Genomic DNA, 4,573 nt, shown 5'->3' on the forward strand with positions numbered 1-4,573 from the left:
AATTTGGAGATGTTCCAATTCCCAATCAAAATCCCAGAAATCATTTTCGGCTCCAATCTCGCATTTTTTCTCGTCTCATACCCTGATTCAGCAACGCCAGGATTTCAAAGACAACTTGCGGGGCGATATTATCTTCAAGCCACTGTTGGTAGGAACCTCTGTAACCTTTGGGTCTACCAAATACTACCATCGTATCAGGTGCTTGGCGAGTTTTGTTATCTCCTTCGACGGGATACCACAGCAAATCACCTGCTACAAAGACATTTTCGTTGTCTTTGTATAAGGCATCTATTCCACCTTGAATGGTGACAATTAATTCAAACTGTTTGGTATTGTCTGACATGGGTTTGCCGTCACTGTCGGGGTAGATGATTTGTGGTGAGGTTTTAGTTGGAATTGTTGCCGTCATGGGGATGAGTCCTTTGCTAGTATCATCAATTTATATTTTATATCTATTATGAAGCCGAGAAACCGGGTTTTTCACGAAAATACTTCGTTGTAACCGACAGATTTGATAAAAACCCGGTTTCTTTGTCGGAGTCCCTAAATCCTGTGTACTCTTATTCTACTTTTCCTAACACCAACGGTTCTAATAAATTGCGTTCTTCAATGGGAAGTTCTAGCAAAACTCGTCTGTCACCCTTGGTTTCCTTATAGCGGACAGCCGCATTCAGCAGGCGGATGGGAATTTGGAATTGTTCGTAGTTGCTGGTTAGTTTTTGCCACAATTCTAACCAAGTGCGTGCGGCTTTGTCGCTGACCATTTCTGACATTAGCGCGGGGATGTTTCGCACAATTCCCTGTCCTAAGATTGAGAGATATTTGTGTTTTTCGTAAACTGCAATTAGGCTGGTGATGCGAGTTTGATATATTATTGAATCGTTGCTGGTGAATAGGGTGCTGATAATTAATTCGGCATCTTCCGAACTAGCTTCGTCATCTGATTCAAGTCGTTGGAATGCGTCGTCTAAGGCGGCGATGCCTTCATCCCAACGATTTAATCCGAGAATGGCAATGGCACGATTGAAGAAGACAGGTACACCTTCTTTACCAAGTTCGATCGCCTTATCACAAGATATTAAAGCTTTTTCACAAGATACTAAGGCTTCATCATAGCGTTTGAGGTGGTTGAGTACATCACCTCGAATAAGCCAAGCCCACCCAGAAAAAGAATTGGAGTCAATTTCAATGGCTTTATCAAAGGATTCTAAAGCTTCATCATAACGTTTGAGATTGTAGAGTATATCACCTCGATTACGCCAAGCCCACTGATAATTGGCATCTAGTTTGATCGCCCGATCGTAAGATAGTAAAGCTTCATTATAGCGTTTGAGGTTGTTGAGTACATTACCTCGCATACGCCAAGCATACTGATAATTATCATCAAATTCGATCGTGCGATCGAAGGATTCTAAAGCTTCTTCATAGCGTTTGAGGTTGTTGAGTACATTACCTCGTATACGCCAAGCCCACTGATAATTGGCATCTAGTTCGATCGCACGATCCAATGATACTAAGGCTTCATCATAGCGATTGAGGTTGTCGAGTACATTACCTCGATTAGCCCAAGCCCACTTATAATTGGCATCAAGTTTGATCGCGCGATCGTAAGATACTAAGGCTTCATCATAGCGTTTGAGGTTGTTGAGTACATTGCCTCGATTATTCCAATCCCACGGATCGTTAGCATCAAGTTCGATCGCACGATCGCAAGATACTAAGGCTTCATCATAGCGTTTGAGGTTGTAAAGTACATTGCCTCGCATACGCCAAGCTGACTGATAATTGGCATCTCGTTCGATCGCCCGATCGTAAGATTCTAAAGCTTCTTCATAGCGTTTGAGGTTTTTGAGTACATTGCCTCGATTACGCCAAGCCCACTTATCATTGGCATCTAGTTCGATCGCGTGATCAAATGATACCAAAGCTTCATCATAGCGTTTGAGGTTGTTGAGTAAATTGCCTCGTTTAACCCAAAATGACTGATTATTGGCATCAAGTTCGATCGCCCGATCGAAAGATACTAAAGCTTCTTCATAACGTTTGAGGTTGTTAAGTTCATTACCTCGCATATACCAAGCCCACTGATAATTGGGATCAAGTGCGATCGCGCGATCGCAAGATACTAAGGCTTCTTCATCGCGTCTGAGGTTGTTGAGTACATTACTTCGCATAGCCCAAGCCCAAGCCCACTTATTACTGGGATCAAGTGCGATCGCCTTATCGAAAGATACTAAGGCTTCTTCATAGCGTTGAAGAATTTTGAGTACATTACCTTTATTAGCCCAAGCCCTCGCATAATTAGAATCAATTTCAATAGCCTTATCTAAACACTCCAAAGCTTCATCGCGACGTTTAAGCCTATTCAAACAACGTCCCTTTTCCAACCAATCTCTTGCCTCCCCGCGACTTGTTACCAATCTTTCCGCATATGCTAAAGCCGAAACATCATCTTTCTGTTCAATACAATTTTCCATCTCATCATAATAAGCCTTCAGAAGCGGATCTTCCTCATTGTTCTCAATAGCCTCCAGCGCCCGCGTATGATATTCTCGATCCATCACAGCATCAGGTGGAATCGGTTTCAAACCTTGCCGATACATAAAATGACATTCTTTCTCCGCAAAATCAACATCCGCCATCCTCAATCCCAATCGCTGCTGCAACTCTTCCCGCGTATACCAAACCCGAATAAAATCCACAATTAATCGAATCGGTTGATTGCGCTGCTTCTTCACCTCCAGACAAAAACGCATCAATGGTTCCCGCAATTCATACCACGATTCCCGTCCAATTTCTTCCTTTTTGACATAACCTTTTTCTAACAAATCTTTAAGTTGACTAGATACTGTTTGGTGAGTAATAAAACAGTATTTAGCAATTTCTTTCACTGGTGCTGCACCACCTCGATCGCACAAAAAGTCAACAATCTTTCGTTGCTGATTTGAAATATACTTCATCCGATCCTGATAGTATGGCGTGAGGCTATCCAGCATTTCCATGAACGGTTCCACCAATTTATCGAGCGATTCAGGAGTCATCAGAAAAGCCGAAAAAACAATATACACGCGAGGACTGCCACCAGAAAGGTAATGCACAACTTTTATGCGATCGCGCCCGGTTGGAGTTTGAATAAAAGATGCTAAATCTGTATTCCCTTCTAAGTTAGCAATGTGATTCAACAAATCTACAGCATCATCAACCTTAAACTCATTTAATGTATGTGAATAGAAGAAACCATAAAAAGGATTATCATAGAGTTTGACTCCATCAAACAAACTTTGTGATGTCGCCAAAATAGTCAAAAACGAATGATTTTGAATGTACGCCCTCAACTGCTTCTGCCCGAATTCCTCCAAGCCTTTAAACACGTCCTCTAAATTTTCAACAATCAATAATAGTACCCGATTCCCAACAAACTCTCTCAGCAATTCTGCCGCCTTATATTCAGCTTGTTCGAGGGACAGATCATAAAGCTTTTCAACTTCATCATGTAACTGAGCTTGATATGCTGCGGGATATTCTTGAGCAATTGCCCGGAATATTCCCCGCAACAAATCCAAGAAAGATGCAATCCCCCATTCCTCTTCGCGCAGCCACGCAATTAGCAATTTATCTTGCAAATCCTCCATCTTGGCAACACGATGATATATCAGGGAAACTAAGTGCGTTTTGCCAATACCGCGCGGCCCGATTAGGAGTTGAAAATACTTGCTATCTGTTGTGGCGCTATCCCGGATTTTATCTACTAAATAATTTGCTAGTGTGTGACGTTGGACTAGGATATCTTCCAGGGTTTCTGGTGCCATCAAGCTCGGAGTAAATCGGGAGATAAATGTATTTTTCATAGATTGATTCGGTGGGTTATGTAGTATTATTTAACTGGTTCCCCGGCTCTGCCTGGGAACCGATATCTAGAGGCTCTGCCTCGTCTGTTACCGAGGAAAAGAAGAGGCAGAGCCTCCGGATCTGCGTCCCCAGGCAGAGCCTGGGAACGAGAATTTCTTAGTCCGCGAAGGCGGACTTCGTTTGTGTAGTCGCGGTTTCAACCGCCGGATTAATTGGAAACAAGAAATCTCAACATCTCGATGATTTCCAGTATTTTTGAATCAGCGGATAACGAAATTGAAATCCCAAATCACTCTTTTGGATATAATAATCTTTCTGCAAAAGAGTTAACACTTTCCTGGCAATTTCCTTGTCTTGAGTGTCCGACTCTTGCTTGAGACGATTAAACAATTCATCAAATAACAAAGGCTCGTTTGCGACTGCCAAAATATCTAGTAAATTCCTGGCATAAGGACGCTGTTTATCATCGTAATAACTATCGATGCGCTCTGCGTAATGTTCCATCTTCCAAGGATTCATCGGGTCATCCAAAGAATCAGCAATGATTGCTTTAATCGCTGGTATATCCCCTGAACCACCGCGCAATTTGAGTTTAACAATTAAGTGGTGGATGTAGAAAGGAATGGGGAGCATCCCACTTTTTGACTAAGTAGAAACACCTAGCTTGATGTCATTATTTAAATACGCACATCTCAGTCTTAAAATTTGAGGCACATTTTTTTCG

At 42.2% G+C, this 4,573-nt stretch carries 2 protein-coding genes and 1 pseudogene; all 3 read right to left on the reverse strand.

Annotation, left to right across the window (positions count from 1 at the left end; translation table 11 throughout):
* Nucleotides 1-94 precede the first annotated feature (94 nt).
* Nucleotides 95-409 (reverse strand): annotated as a pseudogene (locus tag JGK16_RS31985) (hypothetical protein); the annotation flags it as partial.
* Nucleotides 410-560: 151 nt separating this feature from the next.
* Nucleotides 561-3,848 carry a tetratricopeptide repeat protein gene (locus JGK16_RS31990; protein ID WP_293193897.1) on the reverse strand — a complete coding sequence of 1,096 codons (3,288 nt, stop codon included), beginning with the start codon at nt 3,846-3,848 and terminating at the stop codon, nt 561-563.
* A 229-nt stretch (nt 3,849-4,077) separates the two neighbouring features.
* Complete coding sequence (locus JGK16_RS31995) at nt 4,078-4,482, reverse strand: hypothetical protein (RefSeq protein WP_293193895.1); 405 nt, start codon at nt 4,480-4,482, stop codon at nt 4,078-4,080.
* Between the last annotated feature and the right edge of the window lie 91 nt (nt 4,483-4,573).

Source organism: Microcoleus sp. PH2017_09_SFU_O_A, assembly GCF_020738625.1.
In the GTDB taxonomy this organism is placed as follows: Bacteria; Cyanobacteriota; Cyanobacteriia; order Cyanobacteriales; family Microcoleaceae; genus Microcoleus.